Source organism: Rossellomorea aquimaris (assembly GCF_020172085.1).
Lineage (GTDB): Bacteria > Bacillota > Bacilli > Bacillales > Bacillaceae_B > Rossellomorea > Rossellomorea aquimaris_E.
Genome location: NZ_JAIVAT010000003.1, coordinates 53,014 through 72,150 on the forward strand (window position 1 = coordinate 53,014; position 19,137 = coordinate 72,150).

Sequence of the window (19,137 nt, forward strand, 5' to 3'; positions counted from 1 at the left end):
GATGAGAAAAACAACATTCACATATAGTGCACTCGCATTGATGCTGTTCTTGCCTTCATTTCTGGCTGTTCCGGCTCAGGCGGCAACAGAAGGAAAGGTGGCGTCGAAGGATGAAGTCGTTTACGCGACCCTTGATGCCGCTGGTGACTTGAACGACATTTATGTCGTGAATACGTTTGAAGTGACACATGGAGGAAAGATCCTCGATTACGGGGATTTCAGCAGCGTCAAGAATCTGACGGATTTGAAGAAGCTTGAGCAAGAGGGCCAGAAGGTGGAAATGGACGCCCCTGAAGGAAAGTTCACGTATCAAGGAAATATGAAGGAAGAGACCGAACTGCCATGGGATGTGGCGGTTACCTATAGCTTGGATGGGAAGAAAATCGATCCGTCCCAGCTTGCAGGAAAAAGCGGGCACATCGACATCAGCATCGATACCGCTGAAAATAAACATACGGGGTCTGTCTTCTATGATAATTATCTGCTTCAGGTTTCCCTGAACCTGCCGAATACGTATGAAAACATCGAGGCAGCAGACGGAATGGTAGCTAGTGCCGGGAAGGATAAACAGATCACCTTTACCGTCATGCCGGGTAAAGAGAAAAAGATGAGCGTGGAAGCGGATGTGAAGGACTTTGAGTTCAAGGGAGTTCAAATCGCCGCTGTCCCGTCCACACTTCCCATTGATACGACGGGAACTGAAAATATGACCGATGACATGTCCGAACTATCCGATGCCATTGGAAAATTAAATACCGGGGTGGCCGATCTGAAAAGCGGGGTCTCCCAATTGAACAACGGAGCAGCCCAGCTTCGTAACGGTTCAGCACAGTATAAAAACGGCATCAATGAATTAAATGGTTCATCGTCTCAAATCGTCGGGGCCTCAAACTCCATCGGCGAAGCACTGCGGACCATCAATCAGTCCTTGTCGGCGAATCCTGTTGACATGGATCTATCCGCACTGAATGAACTGCCGGATGGACTCAACCAGCTGGCGGATGGCCTGACCCAAGCAGCAAGTGGATTAACCTCTCTGCAGGCAAATTACGCTCAAGCATACAGTGCACTGGACGGAGCAATGGCCGAAATACCAGCCAACAATCTGACAGAAGAAGAGATTGCCTCACTATACAAAAGCGGAGCCGATCCAAAGGTCGTGGATAAACTCGTGGCGTCCCATAAAGCGGCACAAAAAGTAAAAGGGACCTATGCAAACGTCAAGGAAGCCTTTGCTGCAGTCGGACCGACCTTGAATCAGGTGAGTGGTTCTGTGAACGAAATGAGCAGTCAACTGACTTCCATTTCGACTAATCTGTCTGCATCCTTGCAGAAAACGGATATGAGCGGACTTGCGAAGCTACAAAAAGGGCTGGGCGAACTTTCCGCCAACTATGGTGAGTTCCATTCTGGATTGGTCAAGTACACAGAAGGCGTAGGTCAGTTATCCTCTTCATATGGAAAACTTCATGCGGGAATGGCTGAATTCGCAGGAGGAACCAATCAACTGGAAGGCGGCGTCGCAGACCTTCACGACGGAACAAGCAAGTTGCATCAGGAAACGAAAAATCTTCCGGACAAGATGCAGGAAGAAATCAATAAGATGATGTCCGAATACGACAAATCCGATTTCAAACCAGTATCCTTCGTTTCGTCCAAAAACGAAAAAGTCTCATCTGTGCAATTCGTCATCAAGACGGAAAGCATCGAAAAGGTAGAAAAGAAAGAGAAGAAAGCAGAGCCAAAGAAGGAAAAAGGATTTTGGGAATTGTTGATGGATTTGTTTACATGATTGGATAATGGACTCAGGAGGGTTAATCTCTCTTGGGTCTTTTTTATGGATGAAATGAGAATTGCTCAAAATGAAGATTTTTGAAATAATAGGTGTTAGTAATTGGAAAATTTTTCTTTGGTAGGAGCGCTTTTATGTTCAGATCTAATTTCACGAAATCAGGTTTATATATTCACACGATTTTGACTATCATATCGCTTACGGTGTTCATCTTTTTCCTTCTTCAAGGTCCTGGTGGAGAATATACGGGCCAAATGTTTATAGGTATTGTCGTCATATCGATTTGCATGATCGTAAATTTCGGAATGATGAGATATAAACAAGGTAGAAAAATGATTAGTATCCTATATTTCGGGATCGCATTGATTCCGATTATATGTTTAATTACCTTAATCAAACTTTTATGAGAATCAGAGTTAATAATAGTAAAAGAGAGCATTCCATATGAAACAACTGACATTCCATGAGTTACAGAGCTACCTGGCATTAAAATATAAAGAAGGACGCTCGTCATCTGCTTTATTTATGAAACTGGTAGAAGAATTGGGTGAGGTAGCAGAAGTACTGAACCAATTAGAAGGTCGAAAAGCAAATGAAGGGAATACGTCATTAGAAAAAGAGTTAGTGGATGTGATCCACTACGCAGTGGCAATCGCGAGCATTAATGGGATTGATTTAACAAATGCCATTTTTAATAAGGATAAACAAGCTGCAATGAAATATAATCAATCTCCTAATTTAGAAGAGTTTTTAGTAGGTCAAAGTAAATAGTACATAACGCTGAAATAGCGGAAACGAAGAAAGAGGTAGTTCATTTGAGTGATTATGTAAAAAAAATGAGAAAACAAATTGGAACACAACCTCTTATGGTCGTTGGGGCAACGGTTGTTATTTTGAACGACAAAAGGGAAGTCTTGCTTCAAGAACGGTCTGAACGTCGCATATGGGGACTGCCTGGTGGGGTTATGGAATATGGGGAAACGTTAGAGGAAGCCGCCAGTAGAGAATTATTTGAAGAAACGGGCTTAAGAGCAGAAGAATTCAAGTTAATTGATATTTTATCGGGTAAAAATGAATGTCACACCTACCCTAACGGAGATAAAATATTTGGTGTAACGGTTGTTTTTACTACATCCCATAGTAGTGGAATATTATCTATTAATGACCATGAGAGTAGGAATCTAGAATTTTTCCCTTTGGAAGATTTACCTTTCAATCTAGTGGATAAAGCGCGTTATATCATTGAGAAACATTTTTTATAAAAGTAATAGGTGTTTGAATCGTTATAAAACCGAATGAAGCAACCGTAATACTAAAAAATCATTAAAATAATGGTAATGATTGATAAAACAAGGTATATTAAAGTTGCAGGAGAAATTTGGAAGGTGGAATTGGTTTTGCCAACATACTTGTAATGGTTGAAGCAACTCAATAGTGCATTTCTTTTTTGAACATCATTGTTCAGTGACGGGAGAAGTGTGCCTATTTTTAACCATTACAGGGAACGCAGGATAGTCAGTTGTTTTCATTCCAGCGGGATACCTATATGGTATTCCGCTTTTTTAGTGGGAAATCGTTCTCCATTCAACCGTTTTTTTGCGTTCCTCTGAATGAATAGGAGGAACTGGTGTATGAGTGTAAACAATCAATTCACGTATGAGATCATTGCTCAGGAAACACCTATTGTAAAACGAAATTGTAGTAAATGTAAAACGAACACAGAATTCTATTGCAGTGAAAAATTCAGAGTAAATGCGAATCAAAAAATAATGGATATTTGGCTTATTTATAACTGTACGCATTGTGAGGGAACTTGGAATTACCCCATTTTATCCAGAGTCAATATTAATAAAATTGATTCAGTGCTCATTCAAAAGTTTATGAATAATGATATAGAGACCATTTGGAACTATGCTTTTCAAATCAACAAATTAAGAAAGCTATGTAATGATGTCATGACAGATATACGATACGAGTTAAAGAAAGAAAAGCTTGATTCACAATCTAACGAGGTTACGTTTAGACTTTCCTATAAATATGATTTTGGTCTTAGAATAGATAAACTGATTGCAGAAATCTTAGGTATATCAAGGTCAAAAGTAAACAAGTTGTCTCAGGATGGAACGATCTTACTAAATCCAAACATGAAGATGAAGAGCAATGTTATAGATGATCTGCACATTACAGTCAAACGTGATGCTTTGACATCATAATCTAGTTTCATTGCAACGGCTATTTTCTAACGGTGTACAGCTAATCTTCAGCTGTACACCTTTCTTATTATTAAAAGGGTTTTTTATGTAAGATGAAGAAATGAATAGTAGGTTGAAGGCAGGTGAGAAAATGATTCATTACCTAGGAACTCCAATACTAGAAACAGATCGATTAGTTTTAAGAAAGGTTGAACTTTCAGATGCACAAAGTGTATTTGACCATTGGCTTTGTGATGATCGTGTAATGGATAATCTGATTAAAGGTGCACACAAGTCTGTGTCGGAAACCATTGAGAGGGTAAAAGAAATCGTAAGTCAGTATGATTCAGAAGAGTTCTGTTACTGGGGTATCGAACTAAAAACAAGTGGTGAATTGATTGGAGCGATTGATCTCTTCCAATTTGATAGTCTCACTGAGAATTGTGAAGTAGGTTATTCAATCGGTTATAACTGGTGGAACAAGGGGTACGGAACAGAGGCATTGAGAGCTGTCATTGATTTTGCTTTTAGACATATGAACATTCACAAAATATCAGCAGCACATAATATTGACAATCCAGCCTCTGGAAAGATTATGCGTAAAAATGGAATGGAACAAGAAGGCACGATTAAGCATATGATCCGCAATGCTAAGAATCATTATAAGGATTGTGCTGTGTATGGGCTTCTTCAGGAAGATTATTTTAAAGTGATGAAATAATTTTTTTATCATTCAATTAGAGTTCGGCAGGTATGTGAATAGAACGTATTTCGTAGAGATATGTAAGGAAGACAACTCCGGGACTGGATTTCCCTGGAGCTGTTTTCCTTCCTTAATGGTGCTGATGTTTTTTTTTCAAGATATATGTTTTATAATTGTCGATTTTTGTTTCCAGCATTTCATTGGTGGCGTGCAGTGTTTCGAGCTGCTGCTGAATGTTCTTCTGATGATTTTCCAGTATGGCCAATCGTTCTACTGCTGTACGGTCTCCTGCCTGAAACAGCTTGGTATATTGTTTAATATCGGAAATAGGCATTTGTGTCTCGCGTAATTTAATGACAAATTTCAACCATAAAACATGGTCTTCGTGATAACTTCGTATCCCATTGGCCTGTCTGTCAGGAACGATGATGCCTTCTTTTTCATAATAGCGAAGAGTATGTGGGCTTACGTCCAATAGTTCAGCAGCTTCACTGATACTGTACATAACTAAAACCTCCTGAATAAATGCTTGACTTAGAGTTCACTCTAAGAGTTACGATACCATTGTACCAAAAAAATCTGAATGGAGGAATCGTAAATGAAGTACACAGTTATTACAGGAGCAAGTTCGGGAATTGGATATGAAGCGGCACTGTCCTTTGCCGAAAGAGGGAAACACCTGATTATTGCAGCGAGAAGAGAAGATAAATTAAGAGAATTAAAAGAGGAAATTCAAACGAAGAATCCTGATGTAGAGGTAATCGTCAAAACAGCAGATTTATCTTCTTCTGAGAATGTACACCGTTTTTATGAGAGCTTAAAAGAGTATCAATTAGAAACGTTTATTAATAACGCAGGGTTCGGAAATTTTGATCCAATCGGAGAACAAAATCTTGAAAAAATTGAGGAAATGCTTCGCTTGAACATCCAGGCATTGACCATTTTATCAACATTGTTTGTCAGGGAATATGGTCAAGTAGAAGGAACACAATTAATCAACGTATCATCAGGCGGAGGCTATGCGATTGTAGCAGAGGCCGTTACGTATTGTGCAACGAAATTCTACGTCAGCGCCTTTACTGAAGGCCTTGCCCAGGAATTAGCTTCAAAAGGAATGCCGATGAAGGCGAAAGTGCTTGCACCAGCTGCAACCGAAACGGAATTTGCTCAAAGAGCTTTCGATGTTGAAGAATTCCAATATGGCAGCACGGTTCCCCAATACCATACGTCAAAAGAAATGGCTCATTTTATGCTTAACCTTTATGACAGCGATAAAGTCGTAGGGATCGTAAATCCTGAAAAATATGAATTCCAGCTTATTGATCCGATCTATCCTTATGTGACGCGAACAAGCAAATAGTGAAAAAATGAAGACTACCTTTACAGGTGAGTATCAGAAGTAGGCAAGCTCCACCTGCGCTAAAGGCTTGCACGTACGGCTGAGAGGGAGAAACTTATAATTTCAAGGTAATATGCGGTGCAATTTGGAATAGATAATAGGGGGAATTTCAGTGAAAACAAAGATTTTGAATAACTTTTGGATCAAAAATTAGAACATTAAAGGAGTTATTATTCACTTTATTAACGGAAGAATCATAACTAGGTTTGATAAGAATATAAAAAGACAAGACTTCTCACTTAGAGAAGTCTTGTCTTTTTTACTTATTGAATAATTATCTCTGAACCAGGAACTAAATCTCTGGCATATACAGCAGCACTATAAATTGAGTAGCTTTGTGAGTTATTACCATCAGTGACTAAATATTTTTTAGGGAAGGTGTTATTTGATTTCCAAATTTCGGTAGGGTATGGCTTGGTAGTCTTATCCATTACAACTGAATTAGTATAATTTGTTTCTAGATAGTCAATTGCAGCACTTCTAACACCAAAGTCTTTTCTTGTGCTATCAGAACCATTAAAGGCACCATATTTTTTTGAATTCGCCACGGACCAATCAAATTGGTCCCATGTTGCAGTATCAACTGCTACCATGTTTTGATACATATCTAAGAAATTTCTAGCCGAAAGCTTTGTTGAAAATTCTGCATAGGCTGTTCCTTCTGTATCACTTCCGAAATAAACTTTAACATCCTTTGGAGCATTATTAGTAGCAATCTCTAAGCCTGTACTCAAGTTAATAATACTTGTGTAGTTATATTTGTTCATTTCTTTAGTTGCTTCTTCAATGGTTGAAAATTTATTTAATAGCTCCCCTTCCTTATTAGCTGTTCTTACGTAAACAGCATAATTATCAGTAGCTGGAACTAAATCTTTACCCAAATATTCAAGAGGATCGACCGCATTTGACTTGTTTATATTCCAAGTTCCTTTGTGCAATTCAAAATGCAGATGAGAACCGAAAGAATAGCCTGTATTTCCAACAGCACCAATTACTTGCCCTTGATTTACTGTACTTCCATTAGAAACATTTCTAGAGTTTAGATGAGCATAGAGTGTTTCGTAAGTTTGATTATTAATAGAGTGTCTGACAATGATTACATTCCCATAAGAACTTGAATAATCTGATCTTACTACTGTACCAGATGCGGAAGATTTAACCGCGTCTCCAATATTTCCATCAATATCAATTCCATAATGGTATCTCTCTTCGTTATTTAATACATCTGGCCCAAAGTTAGTTGTGATTGTTCCATTTAATGGATAAATAAATGAAGAAGCTGCAGAAGCCTTATTGATAGGCGAGGCCATCCCTACTACCGCTATTAGTAAAATGAAAGATATTAAACTTTTAAAAATGGTCTTTATCATCATTATGTTCCTCCATATCTATTTAATCTTAGTACAATTGCAACGTAAATAAACCATAAAAAAACTTTTAAATATATATTCCTTTATTTTTATTTTTTTCCAATTGCACAACGTTCATTATATTAACACCATTCCCTATCTAGGAAAATAGTAAAATAACACCATTTCTAATTGTGATTCATAAGTCTCTATATTCTAATGGGTCACTGTTTGCCCGAATTGTAAATCCCTATTTACGAGAATCTAAAGGCATACTCTTACTTGGGAAATAAAGAAGGATGTAAAAGTACACTTTGGAGAAAATGGACTAGAAAAATTAGGGGAGAAAAATATCACTAAAAATGAGCCGGAAAGTTACTTTCGAGAACGACAATTAAAGTGACTCTAAAAACAAAACAAGATAGATCATATAAATCCGATGTAAAGTTCAACTAAGTGAAAAAATGTATGAATAGGATATCGAGGTCTTCCACTTTTCCTCCTCTTTAATACACACATAAAAATCATGCTTTTTTATGTTAACTTAATTAAAATTTAAGTTAACATTTTTATAAAATTATTGTAAACTTAGTTTTGTGTTTGGTTTACAATAAGTGAACCAAAGACACTTTATGACAGCGATATACACTAAATTTTACCCAGCAAAAACTAAGTTCAGGAGAGAGATTTATGGATCAGAGCAAAATATATAGTGTAAGAATGCGAGCTTCAGAAAAGGAATCGCATGAAAATGGAGGGAAGCATATTTCTGGTGGTGAACTTCTCTCTTCTTATCAAGATTTACCGATATCAGTAAACACATTGCTGGAAAAGGCATTACATCACTCAAGAGGAAAACCGGGTTTTTTTCAAATTCAATGTGAAGTGGTCAATCAACCTATCAAACAAGTGAATCCTTTAACAGTCCAAACAAATGAAGTAAGTACAGTTAAAGAAGGACAAGAGTTAGCTAGGTCTCTTCTTGAGAAAACGGGTGTCCCTAAAGACATTATTGAACAAGCCTATAAGCAAATCCCAGAATATGCGGTTAGGGGAGCCATCCTCATTGATATTCAAACGGGGGAGCGAATAGATGGGAGAATAGATAAAGGGGTTCGAGTCTCTCGGATGGATTGGCAAAGGGAGAATTTTGAAAAATGGGCTAAGTCAAAAGCTGTTCCTGCTAGCCCGAGATTAAAGGAAGCGCTGACCCTTGCTACTAAAGTGTGTGATCACCCATTTACCATTGCAGAATTATGCTGGTCCGATGACCCAAATTACATGACAGGATATGTAGCTAGTAAAAACATAGGTTATCAACGTATAACGCAACTTAAACACTATGGTGATGAGAGAGGGTGCCGTATCTTTTTTGTTGATACGCTATCTACTATCAATAAATATGTGTCTTATTTAGAAGAGCAACCAATCTTCGTTCAATGGGAGGAAGATCATGATTGAAAACCGCAAAACGTATTTATGGTATGTCCGTGGGCACAGAAATATCGAATTAGATGCTGCAATCAAAACACAACGTGAGAAATTGGTTATGTGTAATGAGCATTAATCAATGGTTAAATCAGAGGATAGAAAAGACCAAACAGGCTGGTTTATATCGAGAGTTAAGGACAATGAGCACTGCACCCCAGCCCAAAATGGTAGTCAATGGTACACAACAGATTGTATTTTCATCCAATAACTATTTAGGCTTAGCGAATGATCCAATGGTAATGGAAAAGGCATTAAAAGTGTTACAGGAATTTGGAATGGGAAGCAGCGGATCTAGATTAACAACTGGGAATACGGAATGGCATGAAAAGCTGGAGCAAAGGATTGCCAGTTTTAAGAGGATGGATGCTGCTCTTTTATTCTCAAGTGGCTATTTAGCAAACATTGGTGTTCTTTCAGCCTTGCCGGAAAAAGGGGATGTGTTGTTAAGCGACCAACTGAACCATGCAAGTATCATCGATGGCTGCCGGCTATCAAAAGCTGAAACGGTCATTTACAAGCATTCTGACATGAGTAATCTAGAGGAAAAATTAAAAGAAACACAAACGTATACTCGTAGATTCATTGTCACAGATGGTGTTTTTAGTATGGACGGAACGATTGCTCCATTAGATGAAATTATGAAACTATCTGAACGGTATGATGCTTATGTCATTGTAGATGATGCACATGCTACAGGTGTTTTGGGCGAAAGAGGCAGAGGAACAAGTGAACTTTTTGGAGTTTCTCCGGATGTAGTCATAGGAACTTTAAGTAAAGCAGTAGGAGTTGAAGGTGGTTTTGTAACGGGTTCTAACGTTTTGATCGATTTTTTAATCAATCATACTAGAACGTTTATATTTCAAACGTCTCTCCCCCCGGTAAGTTGTGGAGCTGCCTACACCGCATTCGATATCATTGAGAAAGGTCAGAAATTAAGGGAAAAATTACATAGACAAATAGACGTAATAAAAAGCTCACTGGAATCAATGGGATTCACAGTATATGGACAGGATACACCGATTATCCCTGTGATTATTGGTGATGCAGAAAAGTCGGTTATGTTTTCAAAAAAGCTTCAGGAAAACGGTATCTATGCACCTGCGATTCGACCTCCGACTGTTCCTGAAGGAGAGAGTCGCATCCGACTAACGGTTACTGCTACTCATAATGATTCAGAAATTCAGCATTTGCTTGCAGCGTTTGAAGAGATTGGAAGAGAGCTGGATATCATCTAATGACGTCGAATATAGCTGCAGGTTATAACAGATGCGGTAAAACGCATCTTTTTTTAGTTTAAGGATTAATGTAAGAAAAAGCGAAGGCTTTCACCATTACGTTTTTCTAATTCAATACAAAAGAAGTTTAGGAGGCAGCACATGATGAACCAAAGTACGGACCGATTTACATTTGAAATGACAGAAAACCCGTATTCTTTTTATGAGGAAATACGTTCCATTTCTCCGGTTTATAAAGGGAGTTTTTTGAAATATCCTGGATGGTTCGTAACTGGATATCAAGAAGCGTTAACCATCCTTAAAGATCATCGTTTTCAAACTCGAATTCCACTTCCTGAGACAACGAAAAAGTATGAAGCCTTAAAAGATATCCAAAATCGTATGATGCTTTTTAGAAACCCACCTGATCATGGAAGATTACGTAAGCTTGTCAGCCACAAGTTTACTCCTGCTAAAATTGAAAAGTGTCGTCCGTTTATAGAAAAAATAGCAATCGATTTATGGAATAGCCTAAAGAATAAGAGGAAAATAGATGTGATTTCCGATTTCGCCTATCCTTTTGCCAGTCTTGTTATTGCAAAAATTATAGGGATTCCAGATGAAGATAAAGATATCTTTCGTGGATGGGCATTGAATTTGATTCAATCAATCGACTTTACACGGTCAAGACGATCCATTGTCGACGGAAACCTTACAACATTGGAGATGCTAACATTTTTTAAAGATCTCATTATAAAAAGGAGCCATTCTCCTCAGGATGATCTGATTAGCGAATTATTACATCAAGAAGATAAGAAGCTAACGGAAGAAGAATTATTAGCAACTGCCGTGTTACTTTTGATTGCTGGACATGAAACGACCGTCAATTTAATAAGCAATTCACTCTATTGTTTATTAAAAAATCCAAAAGAGTACCATAAATTGATTGAAAATCCATCCCTTATTGAATCAGCAATCGAGGAATGTTTACGATATGAAAGCCCTACTCAAATGATCGCCAGGATCGCATCAGAGGATGTTGAACTGAACAACGTGCAGATTCGAAAAGGTGATCATGTCTACGTCCTCATTGGAGCGGCTAATCGAGATCCTAAACAATTTTCGAACGGAGATGACTTTGAAATTACAAGAAATCCAAACCCTCACCTTGCATTTGGATCAGGTATTCATTTCTGTTTAGGTTCTGCGTTAGCGAGGTTAGAGGCTCAAATTGCGATACAAACGCTTATACAAAACGAAGGAAACATCCAACTAGAATCCAAAGAGGTCGAATGGAGAAATCTAGTGGGCTTTAGAGCTATGAAAGAAATGTATGTACATTTAAATCATTAATGTAAATATATAAACCTATCAAAAGGGGGACTACCATCTTACTTCTATCGAGTCCGTCCAGATTATTTACTGGGCAATGCGGTGATGGAGTTTTGTCTCATTCTTATATCCTGAAAGGAGATAGACAAAGAAATTTAATATTTCCTTAAAGGCTAGTATAGTAAAGGTGTATTCCATTATAGGGGGCAAATACATTGGACTTTGAAATCGTAGAGCGTCTTAACAGTGAACAAGTCGAAGAATTACATGTGATGTATCAAACCGAATGGTGGACGAAGGGGCGGACAATTTCTGACATTCAAAGTATGCTTGAGAATTCAGACATTGTTATGGGATTTGTTGGAGCAAAAGATAAAGAATTAGTCGCTTTTGCACGTATACTTACTGATTACGTTTATAAAGCCATTATTTTTGATGTCATTGTTCATACTTCCTGTCGTGGAAAACACGTTGGTGAGAAATTGATGAACCAACTCATTAAACACCCCTCTCTACATAAAATAAAACATTTCGAACTTTACTGCAGACCAGAAATGATACCTTTCTACGAAAAATGGGGCTTTACAAATAATCTGGGTGAACTCCAATTTATGAGACGTGGATGATTATGTTGGTCGTTAAAGGGGGCGTTAATTCAAGAAGGATTAACGCCCTTTTTTGTTGAATTCCTTATTGAACCACCTGGGTAGGTTAATGTAATGAATGAGTTAAATTAAAGAATTGCTTTCTTAGAGATACAGAGACTTTTGCCCAAATAAGGAGATGAAATCATGAAATTACTGCTCACATCTGCAGGCGTCAATAACAAAAGCATACACGAAGCTCTGGTCTCCATGCTGGACAAGCCGATCGCTGATTCCACCGCCCTGTGCATCCCCACCGCCATGTACGGACACCCATGGGTCGGTCCCGGCGTCAAAACATGGGAGTTCATCAGCGGGAATTCCGAGAATCCAATGGTTGACCTGGGATGGAAGTCTGTCGGAGTGCTGGAACTTACAGCACTGCCAAGCATCGACCGAGAGCGCTGGGTGCCGCTGATCAAGGAGACGGATGTCCTGCTGGTATCGGGCGGCGACGCTCTCTATTTGGCTCATTGGATGCGACAATCCGGTCTGGCCGAGCTCTTGCCAACACTGAACGCAGTCTATGTGGGAATGAGCGCGGGGAGTATGGTGATGGCCCCGAATATCGGGGAAGACTTCGTTGGCTGGACTCCGCCGACCGGCGGGGATGAAGCGTTGGGAATGGTTGATTTTTCAATATTTCCCCATCTGGACCATGAGATGCTGCCGGAAAACACGATGGCTGATGCCGAGCGATGGGCCGCAGGGTTGAACGGTCAGGCGTATGGTATTGATGATGAGACCGCAATTAAAGTGGTGGATGGAGAGGTCGAAGTTGTTTCGGAGGGGAATTGGAGACTGTTTTCGTCCTGATATTACGGCAAAAGCTGAAGATCGAATAATTGATCTTCAGCTTTTATAAAATGGGTTGACAAAAATCACTACTTTGTCATACTATATACTAGTAATTAGTAATACTGAGTAGAGTGGAATATTAATACAGGGGGTGAATGTTTGGAAAACTTCACAGAAATGCTAAAAGGGGTTCTTGAAGGGTGTGTGCTTGAAATCATCAGCCGCGGTGAAACGTATGGCTATGAAATCACGCAGCAGCTGAGAGAACTTGGTTTCACGGATGTGGTGGAAGGCACAGTCTATACCATTACCATGCGCCTTGAGAAAAACAATCTGGTGAATATTGAAAAGAAGAAAAGCACTGTAGGGCCGCCGAGAAAATTTTATACCCTTAATGAAGCCGGGCAAGAGAAGCTCAAGATTTTCTGGGGGAAATGGGAATTCCTTTCAAGCAAGATGAACGAACTCAAAACAAAAGAAATGATAAGGAGAGGATAAAATGAAATTTATTGAAAAGATAACTGGCAGTTTTGCCGACAAGCGTGAATGGCGTGCGATGGAAGCCCGTGCGAAGACATTGCCAAGTGAGTACCTCAATGCCTACAAGGCTATCCAAAAATATATGTGGACAGCCGGAGGTCTCACCGACTGGAAAGACACGAGTAGAGTTTTTAATGGCATTCTGGATTTGTTCGAAGAAGGGGCAGCGGAAGGCAAGGAAGTCACTGATCTCACTGGAGAGGACGTAGCCGCTTTCTGTGATGAACTAGTGAAAGACTCGGAAAAGTGGAGTGACAAGCACCGGGCGAAGTTGAATGATACGATCGGTCGTGGAAAAAAGTGAATGTAATCGGTTATACCGACTGAATGGCGGGTGAAAAATGCAGAACCAAGACTATTCAGTTGTTTTTTTACCATAGTAGTAAGTGATACTGATTACCTGTATCACTAAGTAGCTTTTGAAATTGAGGGAGGAAAAATACATGAGTCACGCAGCGCTTTCAGTAAAAGGATTGAAAAAATCGTTCAAAGACAAGGAAGTTTTAATGGGTGTGGATTTTGAGGTGCAGCGTGGAGAGATATTCGCGCTTCTAGGTTCCAATGGGGCGGGTAAAACAACGATTGTTAATATTCTTTCGACGCTGTTGAAGGCGGATAGCGGTAATGGGAGTGTGTGCAACTTTGATGTACAGCATCAACCGGATCAGGTTCGCCGGAGCATCAGTCTGACAGGTCAGTTTGCTGCTATAGACGGCATCCAGACAGGAAGGGAAAATCTGATTATGATTGCCAAGTTGCGGGGAGTGCCCAATCCTTCCCGAATCGCAGACGATCTTTTAACAAGATTCAGTTTGACCGAGGCCGCCAACCGGCGTGCAGATACGTATTCCGGGGGGATGAAACGCCGGCTTGATCTCGCTATGAGCCTGATTGGCGCGCCTCCTGTCATCTTTCTCGATGAGCCGACGACAGGGCTTGACCCGGAAGCCAGGATGGAAGTCTGGGAAACCGTCAAGGAGCTTGCGGGTGGGGGGACGACTATATTACTGACGACCCAGTACCTGGAGGAAGCGGAACAGCTGGCGGACCGGATCGCCATTCTTCATGGAGGGAAAATCATTACGACGGGTACCCTTGTTGAACTGAAGGAAATGTTCCCGCCTGCGAAAGTAGAGTATATCGAGAAGCAGCCGACGCTAGAGGAAATCTTCCTCGCAATCATTGGCAAAAAAGGAGGAAATGAACATGAACAGTAACACAGGAGTTTTATTTGGCCGATTGATGCGTGGTATTTTACGGAGTCCTGATACGATTATCACGGTTGCCGTTACTCCGATTATGATGCTGTTGTTATTTGTCTATGTATTTGGCGGTGCCATCGAGACAGGAACGGACAGCTATGTGAATTACTTGTTACCCGGAATTCTTCTGATTACGATTGCGTCAGGTGTCGCTTATACATCGCATCGGCTCTTTACGGATGCGAAGAGCGGACTGATGGCGCGTTTTATGACGATGCCCATTAAACGATCCTCAATATTATGGGCCCACGTATTGACTTCCCTTGTTTCCAATTTGCTTGCTGTAATGGTGGTTATTCTCGTTGCGCTGTTGATGGGATTTCGTACGGGTGCGGATATCTTGGAGTGGCTTGCGGTAGCAGGAGTACTAGTACTGTTTACGCTTGCCTTGACATGGCTGGCGGTTATTCCCGGATTGACGGCAGACTCTATGGAAGGGGCAACGGCATATTCGTATCCACTTGTATTTCTGCCTTTTATCAGTTCAGCTTTTGTCCCCACGGAAACGATGCCGACCGTTGTAAGGGTATTCGCAGAGAATCAGCCCGTGACGTCCATCGTGAATGCGATTCGTGCCCTTTTGTATGATGGGACTGTCGGCAGCGATATTTGGACGTCGCTTGCCTGGTGCGTTGGTATCATGTTCCTTTCATACTTCATTGCCAACAAAGTATTTAAACGCCAGGTAGGCTAATGCAACAAAATAATCATTTACCGTTACGTGCAATGAAGCAGCTTTCAGGTGAAATAAGAGTCTGTTGATAAATAATAGTAATTAATGGATAATAAAAACTGAATGTTCAGATTAATTCTGTTTCATTAATAAATGACTATAAAGCCTCACGATGTAAGCTATATTCTTAACGAGAGGTGAAAAAGCACATGAAACTGGGACTGATGGATACGATTCGCATGGAATTTGATTTTTGCTGGGATAAAGAGACATGGTTTTTACCACTGGAACCGGCACTTGAAGGTTTAAGTTCCATAGATGCAAGCTGGCAGCCTCCTGGGGGAGGGAATACCATTTGGCAAACAGTGAACCACCTCAATGTATATAACGCACTCCTTATCAGGCAAATAAATGATGCAAAGACCGGGAAAACGGTATCGAATATGAACGCTTCATTTGGTGATATTGGTGGACCAGTAGATCCTAAATGGACATCAATCTTTGAGAAGGATACGTTTGGAGATAGCGGGGACCCGTCAGATTCAGAAAAATGGAAAGCAGTCCTGGCAGAAACACATCTGATTTGTGAAAATGTGCGAAATTCATTAACACATGTGGATGAGAGTCACATTCAAGAGGAGCTTGTTGAGATTTTGACTCGTCAAGTTTTGCACAACGCTTACCATATAGGGCAAATTGTACTCGTACGCAAACAACAGGGATCCTGGCCAAAGGAGCGGGATTAAGTTGGTCTTGAAAGGACTGCTTAATAGAAACAGAGAAGTAGGAGGGTGGTCGTTTGGATTATATCTGGAGCTTCATCATTTTGGTGATCATGGGATATTTTCTTCGTCTTCAGATTCGATCGGAGTATGAGTTGGAATCTATAAGGACGTTTCATCATCATGATGATACTTTTATTAGGGCTGGTCTGACAAGAAAGTTGCTGTCGAGTGGAATCGATTTGATTCCACTGTTTTGTTTTTATTCCATACTCGATCAACTGGGGATTTCTCCACTAGTAAAGCTACTATCTACTTTGTGCTTCGTTATAACCTACTATATTTTATTCATCAGGATTATCACACAAACCCTTGGTCATAAGCTCTTGAAAATAAAAGTGATTCCACTGAAAAAAGATCAAAACCTTACAATGAAACAAATTCTAAAGAGAATTATTTTTCATATTGTGTTATTTCCTCTAATGATTTTTCAAATACCTTTTCTCAGGAGTCAAAAGAAACCGTTCTTGGCAGACAAATGTTCAAATACGGAATTAGTACAAGTTACAAGCGGTCTAGGTGAAAAGTGGATCAATCGTTGAAACGAACTATTATTCTCTCACAGGAAATAGTCAAGGTGAAAATGTGAATGTTTCATAGTATTTTGCACTAAATGGAGGAAGAATCTTGATGAAAATGGAATACCTTTAATATGGTATTTAGTCCACATGAATATATCTGAATAAAGACTCTAATTGGAGGAATGTGAATGGCATTCGTTTCAATTTATACTGTTGGAAGGTTAAATCAGCCTTATGATCACCCGACATCTCGTGAGTTTTATGAAATGGGATATAAAGTCATGCGTCAGGCATATTTATCAGGAAATCTTATAGAAGAGTTTTCATCAGATGGAATCACACTGACTGAAGAATCGGAGAGTAAAGGTTACCCTGTCCTGACACTAACGGTATGGAAAAACCTGGATTCCTTATATCGTTTTACTTATTCGGGGAAACACAGCCAGGCATTGAGAAATAGAAACAAATGGATGGAGCCTGATTACGGGAAACATTTCTCATATGTAGCCTGGTGGACAGAGAAGGTGAAGGATGTTTCATGGGATGAAGCCTTTAAGAGATACAATCATTATCTTGACCATGAAGCCACTCCCTTTGCGTTTGACTTAAAGCAAGCGTTTGATGAGAATGGGAATCCGTATATTCTGAAGTAGAGTTTTAATGGACAATAAAGAAGTTGGAGGTATGTGTATGTTATTTATGATGATTGTCAAAGCTTCCAAAAACTCGGAAGCCGAAAATCTTCCAAGCCCTGAGCTCATGGAAGAGATGACAAAGTACAATGAGGAATTAGTGAATGCAGGCGTACGGGTGATGGCGAAAGGACTGCATCCAAGTTCAAATGGACTTCGCGTTTCCTTTCCTGAACCAGGAGGTAAGCCTGTAGTAACGGAAGGTCCATTTGAGGTGAAAGACTTAGTTGCAGGATTTTTCCTGATCGATGTGAAGTCGAGGGAAGAAGCCATCGAGTGGGCCATGCGGGTACCGGATCCCCAAGGAAACGGGGAAGGACAGGTTGAACTGCGTCAAGTATTTGAGTGAGGCTCCCTGATCTAACAAATACAATTAAAATAGGCACTGTGTTTAGGGAGGTAATGGAAATGGGGAAATACCCGAACCTGAAACTATTCTCTTGCTAGCGGCGAAGGCTGCTATGAGGGATGCCCAGATATTAAATTAGCGGTCTTTGCTATTTCTTATGCAAACTCAATAAGAAAGCAGGGATACGTATGGGATATAAAAAGGCAAATGAAGTGCTACCTGAAGAGCTAGTGCTGTTAATTCAGAATTACGTTGATGGTGATTATGTATATATACCAAGAAAGAGAGGAAATGAACGTTCTTGGGGAGAAAAAAATGGGACAAGAAAAGCCCTTAATGAAAGAAATGGACTTATTTATAAGCGCTACATGAGTGGTGCGACGAAGAGTCAAATCGCTGCAGAGTACCATCTTTCGGTCAAGAGTATTGAAAGAATCATATACAACTATAAAGAATAAGATTATATGAGGCTGGGACAAAAAAGTCTTAGTCAAAATAAAATCCGAACGATTTTGGAAATTCTTTTGTGAAATTCAAAATCGTTCGGATTTTTTATTACTATGACTCAAGCACAATTAGTGAATATAGCAGGTTCTAGCTGTTGATTGGAGTGCAAGACGAAGACCCCTACGGGAAAAGCGGAGTAGGTGAGACCCCGCAGGAGCGATAGCGACGAGGAGGCTCGCCTTCCGCCCGAGGAAAGCGAAGTCTTGCACGGAAATCAACAGCGGTGTAACAAGTGATCCTATAAAGGTCATGAGGACAGATCGTTCGTCTTTAGATTGAATATATTTAGTAATGCCTCAAGATTACGCCACAATCGTTTAGTAGGAAGCCTTATTAGTCCCGCAGATATAAAATGAAAGAAAAGGGGATGAAAACACATGAATTATCAATTGAGAAAGAGAACAAAAGAAGATGTCGATGAGTTCATCACTTGGTCGTATGACGGAGAATATTCTTTTTACGATAATCATATACAGGAGGAAAAAATCAACGGATTCCTTCAGAGCATAGATACGGATTATTTTTATTCCGTCATGGATGATGGGGGAGAATTGATTGGGAACTGTGAGTTTTTTAACGTGGGGGATGCCCCCGAAGTGGTGTTAGCTGTCGGGGTTCAAATGAAACCTTCCCTGACTGGGAAAGGAAATGGTTTAAGGTTTATCCAAGCCATCATAGAGCAAGGAAGGGAACGGATCGGCTATGATCACTTGGAACTGGCCGTTGTTGATTTCAATAAACGGGCAATGAAAGTGTATGAACAGGCAGGCTTTAAAAGAAAGGGAAGCTTTCAAAACAGGATTAGAGGGGAAAAATATCACTTCATCATTATGGAAAAGGATTGGTGAAAAATTCAATTGAACACTGAAAGAAGGAATTTCTCTTTATTTCTTGAAT

Annotated in this window: 23 protein-coding genes; 21 read left to right on the plus strand and 2 right to left on the minus strand. The window is 39.9% G+C overall.

Annotation, left to right across the window (positions count from 1 at the left end):
- The first annotated feature begins 1 nt into the window (after window position 1).
- The 5 genes from LCL96_RS00855 (at window position 2) to LCL96_RS00875 (ending at window position 4,705) form a co-directional block, all read left to right on the plus strand.
- Window positions 2–1,792 (plus strand): YhgE/Pip domain-containing protein, encoded by a 1,791-nt coding sequence (locus LCL96_RS00855; RefSeq protein WP_224939611.1) that lies wholly within the window; start codon window positions 2–4, stop codon window positions 1,790–1,792.
- Window positions 1,793–2,236: 444 nt separating this feature from the next.
- Window positions 2,237–2,563, plus strand: coding sequence for a MazG nucleotide pyrophosphohydrolase domain-containing protein (locus tag LCL96_RS00860; RefSeq protein WP_224939612.1), 327 nt, complete (start codon window positions 2,237–2,239; stop codon window positions 2,561–2,563).
- Window positions 2,564–2,607: 44 nt separating this feature from the next.
- A complete protein-coding gene (locus tag LCL96_RS00865; protein ID WP_412103507.1) occupies window positions 2,608–3,054 on the plus strand; it encodes an NUDIX hydrolase in 447 nt (148 codons plus the stop codon).
- A gap of 369 nt (window positions 3,055–3,423) precedes the next feature.
- A complete protein-coding gene (locus LCL96_RS00870) occupies window positions 3,424–4,005 on the plus strand; it encodes a DUF1062 domain-containing protein (protein ID WP_224939613.1) in 582 nt (193 codons plus the stop codon).
- Window positions 4,006–4,105: 100 nt separating this feature from the next.
- On the plus strand, window positions 4,106–4,705 hold the full coding sequence (locus LCL96_RS00875) for a GNAT family N-acetyltransferase (RefSeq protein WP_224939614.1): 600 nt from the start codon (window positions 4,106–4,108) through the stop codon (window positions 4,703–4,705).
- A gap of 112 nt (window positions 4,706–4,817) precedes the next feature.
- Here the strand turns inward: LCL96_RS00875 and LCL96_RS00880 are convergent, their stop codons facing one another.
- A complete protein-coding gene (locus tag LCL96_RS00880) occupies window positions 4,818–5,192 on the minus strand; it encodes a MerR family transcriptional regulator (RefSeq protein WP_224939615.1) in 375 nt (124 codons plus the stop codon).
- Between the two features lie 93 nt (window positions 5,193–5,285).
- Here LCL96_RS00880 and LCL96_RS00885 point away from each other — a divergent pair, with 93 nt between their 5' ends.
- Window positions 5,286–6,047: an SDR family NAD(P)-dependent oxidoreductase gene (locus LCL96_RS00885; protein WP_224939616.1), complete on the plus strand. Its 762-nt coding sequence runs from the start codon at window positions 5,286–5,288 to the stop codon at window positions 6,045–6,047.
- A 302-nt stretch (window positions 6,048–6,349) separates the two neighbouring features.
- On the opposite strand, the gene LCL96_RS00890 is transcribed toward LCL96_RS00885, so the two are convergent.
- Entirely contained in the window at window positions 6,350–7,459 is a 1,110-nt protein-coding gene (locus LCL96_RS00890; protein ID WP_224939617.1) for a M23 family metallopeptidase, read from the minus strand.
- A 666-nt stretch (window positions 7,460–8,125) separates the two neighbouring features.
- Here LCL96_RS00890 and bioW point away from each other — a divergent pair.
- From bioW to LCL96_RS00970, 15 genes are all read left to right on the plus strand, one after another.
- Entirely contained in the window at window positions 8,126–8,896 is a 771-nt protein-coding gene (bioW, locus tag LCL96_RS00895; RefSeq protein ID WP_224939618.1) for a 6-carboxyhexanoate--CoA ligase, read from the plus strand.
- Window positions 8,897–8,991: 95 nt separating this feature from the next.
- Window positions 8,992–10,161 carry an 8-amino-7-oxononanoate synthase gene (gene bioF / locus LCL96_RS00900; RefSeq protein ID WP_224939619.1) on the plus strand — a complete coding sequence of 390 codons (1,170 nt, stop codon included), beginning with the start codon at window positions 8,992–8,994 and terminating at the stop codon, window positions 10,159–10,161.
- 141 nt (window positions 10,162–10,302) lie between these two features.
- Entirely contained in the window at window positions 10,303–11,493 is a 1,191-nt protein-coding gene (locus LCL96_RS00905; RefSeq protein WP_318246393.1) for a cytochrome P450, read from the plus strand.
- A gap of 194 nt (window positions 11,494–11,687) precedes the next feature.
- Complete coding sequence (locus tag LCL96_RS00910; protein ID WP_224939620.1) at window positions 11,688–12,098, plus strand: GNAT family N-acetyltransferase; 411 nt, start codon at window positions 11,688–11,690, stop codon at window positions 12,096–12,098.
- A gap of 165 nt (window positions 12,099–12,263) precedes the next feature.
- Window positions 12,264–12,932: a Type 1 glutamine amidotransferase-like domain-containing protein gene (locus tag LCL96_RS00915; protein ID WP_224939621.1), complete on the plus strand. Its 669-nt coding sequence runs from the start codon at window positions 12,264–12,266 to the stop codon at window positions 12,930–12,932.
- Between the two features lie 141 nt (window positions 12,933–13,073).
- The gene (locus LCL96_RS00920; RefSeq protein WP_224939622.1) at window positions 13,074–13,412 is read left to right on the plus strand and encodes a PadR family transcriptional regulator; all 339 of its coding nucleotides are present in this window, start codon (window positions 13,074–13,076) and stop codon (window positions 13,410–13,412) included.
- A 1-nt stretch (window position 13,413) separates the two neighbouring features.
- Window positions 13,414–13,758: a DUF1048 domain-containing protein gene (locus LCL96_RS00925; RefSeq protein WP_224939623.1), complete on the plus strand. Its 345-nt coding sequence runs from the start codon at window positions 13,414–13,416 to the stop codon at window positions 13,756–13,758.
- Between the two features lie 139 nt (window positions 13,759–13,897).
- A complete protein-coding gene (locus tag LCL96_RS00930; RefSeq protein WP_224939624.1) occupies window positions 13,898–14,671 on the plus strand; it encodes an ABC transporter ATP-binding protein in 774 nt (257 codons plus the stop codon).
- Window positions 14,661–15,410, plus strand: coding sequence for an ABC transporter permease (locus LCL96_RS00935; RefSeq protein ID WP_224939625.1), 750 nt, complete (start codon window positions 14,661–14,663; stop codon window positions 15,408–15,410). Before LCL96_RS00930 ends, LCL96_RS00935 begins: the two co-directional genes overlap by 11 nt.
- A gap of 188 nt (window positions 15,411–15,598) precedes the next feature.
- Window positions 15,599–16,135, plus strand: a complete 537-nt coding sequence (locus LCL96_RS00940; RefSeq protein ID WP_224939626.1) for a DinB family protein — start codon at window positions 15,599–15,601, stop codon at window positions 16,133–16,135.
- Window positions 16,136–16,188: 53 nt separating this feature from the next.
- Entirely contained in the window at window positions 16,189–16,713 is a 525-nt protein-coding gene (locus LCL96_RS00945) for an RDD family protein (protein WP_224939627.1), read from the plus strand.
- Window positions 16,714–16,880: 167 nt separating this feature from the next.
- Window positions 16,881–17,345: a DUF3291 domain-containing protein gene (locus LCL96_RS00950; RefSeq protein ID WP_224939628.1), complete on the plus strand. Its 465-nt coding sequence runs from the start codon at window positions 16,881–16,883 to the stop codon at window positions 17,343–17,345.
- A gap of 37 nt (window positions 17,346–17,382) precedes the next feature.
- Window positions 17,383–17,733 (plus strand): YciI family protein, encoded by a 351-nt coding sequence (locus tag LCL96_RS00955; RefSeq protein WP_224939629.1) that lies wholly within the window; start codon window positions 17,383–17,385, stop codon window positions 17,731–17,733.
- Window positions 17,734–17,921: 188 nt separating this feature from the next.
- A complete protein-coding gene (locus LCL96_RS00960; RefSeq protein WP_224939630.1) occupies window positions 17,922–18,191 on the plus strand; it encodes a CD3324 family protein in 270 nt (89 codons plus the stop codon).
- Window positions 18,192–18,617: 426 nt separating this feature from the next.
- Window positions 18,618–19,088 carry a GNAT family N-acetyltransferase gene (locus LCL96_RS00970; protein WP_224939631.1) on the plus strand — a complete coding sequence of 157 codons (471 nt, stop codon included), beginning with the start codon at window positions 18,618–18,620 and terminating at the stop codon, window positions 19,086–19,088.
- Window positions 19,089–19,137: the final 49 nt, after the last annotated feature.

Bases quoted from the DNA above. Each gene is read 5' to 3' on its own strand.
- LCL96_RS00930 (WP_224939624.1), top strand. From the start codon at position 13,898: ATGAGTCACGCAGCGCTTTCAGTAAAAGGATTGAAAAAATCGTTCAAA.
- LCL96_RS00870 (WP_224939613.1), top strand. From the start codon at position 3,424: ATGAGTGTAAACAATCAATTCACGTATGAGATCATTGCTCAGGAAACA.
- bioF (WP_224939619.1), top strand. From the start codon at position 8,992: ATGAGCATTAATCAATGGTTAAATCAGAGGATAGAAAAGACCAAACAG.
- LCL96_RS00950 (WP_224939628.1), top strand. From the start codon at position 16,881: ATGGCATTCGTTTCAATTTATACTGTTGGAAGGTTAAATCAGCCTTAT.
- bioW (WP_224939618.1), top strand. From the start codon at position 8,126: ATGGATCAGAGCAAAATATATAGTGTAAGAATGCGAGCTTCAGAAAAG.
- LCL96_RS00940 (WP_224939626.1), top strand. From the start codon at position 15,599: ATGAAACTGGGACTGATGGATACGATTCGCATGGAATTTGATTTTTGC.
- LCL96_RS00935 (WP_224939625.1), top strand. From the start codon at position 14,661: ATGAACAGTAACACAGGAGTTTTATTTGGCCGATTGATGCGTGGTATT.
- LCL96_RS00860 (WP_224939612.1), top strand. From the start codon at position 2,237: ATGAAACAACTGACATTCCATGAGTTACAGAGCTACCTGGCATTAAAA.
- LCL96_RS00875 (WP_224939614.1), top strand. From the start codon at position 4,106: ATGAATAGTAGGTTGAAGGCAGGTGAGAAAATGATTCATTACCTAGGA.
- LCL96_RS00885 (WP_224939616.1), top strand. From the start codon at position 5,286: ATGAAGTACACAGTTATTACAGGAGCAAGTTCGGGAATTGGATATGAA.
- LCL96_RS00855 (WP_224939611.1), top strand. From the start codon at position 2: ATGAGAAAAACAACATTCACATATAGTGCACTCGCATTGATGCTGTTC.
- LCL96_RS00905 (WP_318246393.1), top strand. From the start codon at position 10,303: ATGATGAACCAAAGTACGGACCGATTTACATTTGAAATGACAGAAAAC.
- LCL96_RS00925 (WP_224939623.1), top strand. From the start codon at position 13,414: ATGAAATTTATTGAAAAGATAACTGGCAGTTTTGCCGACAAGCGTGAA.
- LCL96_RS00915 (WP_224939621.1), top strand. From the start codon at position 12,264: ATGAAATTACTGCTCACATCTGCAGGCGTCAATAACAAAAGCATACAC.
- LCL96_RS00960 (WP_224939630.1), top strand. From the start codon at position 17,922: ATGGGATATAAAAAGGCAAATGAAGTGCTACCTGAAGAGCTAGTGCTG.
- LCL96_RS00880 (WP_224939615.1), bottom strand. From the start codon at position 5,192: ATGTACAGTATCAGTGAAGCTGCTGAACTATTGGACGTAAGCCCACAT.
- LCL96_RS00890 (WP_224939617.1), bottom strand. From the start codon at position 7,459: ATGATGATAAAGACCATTTTTAAAAGTTTAATATCTTTCATTTTACTA.
- LCL96_RS00970 (WP_224939631.1), top strand. From the start codon at position 18,618: ATGAATTATCAATTGAGAAAGAGAACAAAAGAAGATGTCGATGAGTTC.
- LCL96_RS00955 (WP_224939629.1), top strand. From the start codon at position 17,383: ATGTTATTTATGATGATTGTCAAAGCTTCCAAAAACTCGGAAGCCGAA.